Source organism: Actinospica durhamensis, from assembly GCF_018139695.1.
Taxonomy (GTDB): domain Bacteria; phylum Actinomycetota; class Actinomycetes; order Streptomycetales; family Catenulisporaceae; genus Actinospica; species Actinospica durhamensis.
The window spans coordinates 1-403 of the sequence record NZ_JAGSOG010000842.1 but is presented as its reverse complement, the minus strand read 5'-3'; the positions used below and the strand labels follow the sequence as shown (position 1 = coordinate 403).

Annotated in this window: 1 protein-coding gene; it reads left to right on the top strand. The window is 73.0% G+C overall.

The features are described from left to right. Positions 1-403: FAD-dependent oxidoreductase (locus tag KDL01_RS42490; RefSeq protein WP_212534351.1), on the top strand; the 403-nt coding region annotated here is incomplete at both ends.

The window sequence follows — 403 nt, the reverse complement described above, 5'->3', positions numbered from 1 at the left end:
GGCCTGGGAGGAGGGCTTCGCGCCGCCGGCCCCGCCGGAGCGGCTCTCCGGCCGGACGGTCGCGGTCATCGGCTCGGGGCCCACCGGACTGGCCGCGGCCCAGCAGTTGACCCGGGCCGGTCACACGGTCGCCGTGTACGAGCGGGACGACCGGATCGGCGGGCTGATGAGGTACGGCATCCCCGAGTTCAAGATGGAGAAGCACCATCTGGAACGGCGCATCGAGCAGATGCGGGCCGAGGGCACGAGGTTCCGCACGTCCACGACGGTCGGGCGCGATGTCGACGCCGCCGAGCTGCGGGCCCGTTACGACGCGCTGGTGATCGCCACGGGGGCGACCGCGTGGCGGGAGCTTCCCGTACCGGGGCGCGAACTCACCGGGATCCACCAGGCGATGGAGTAC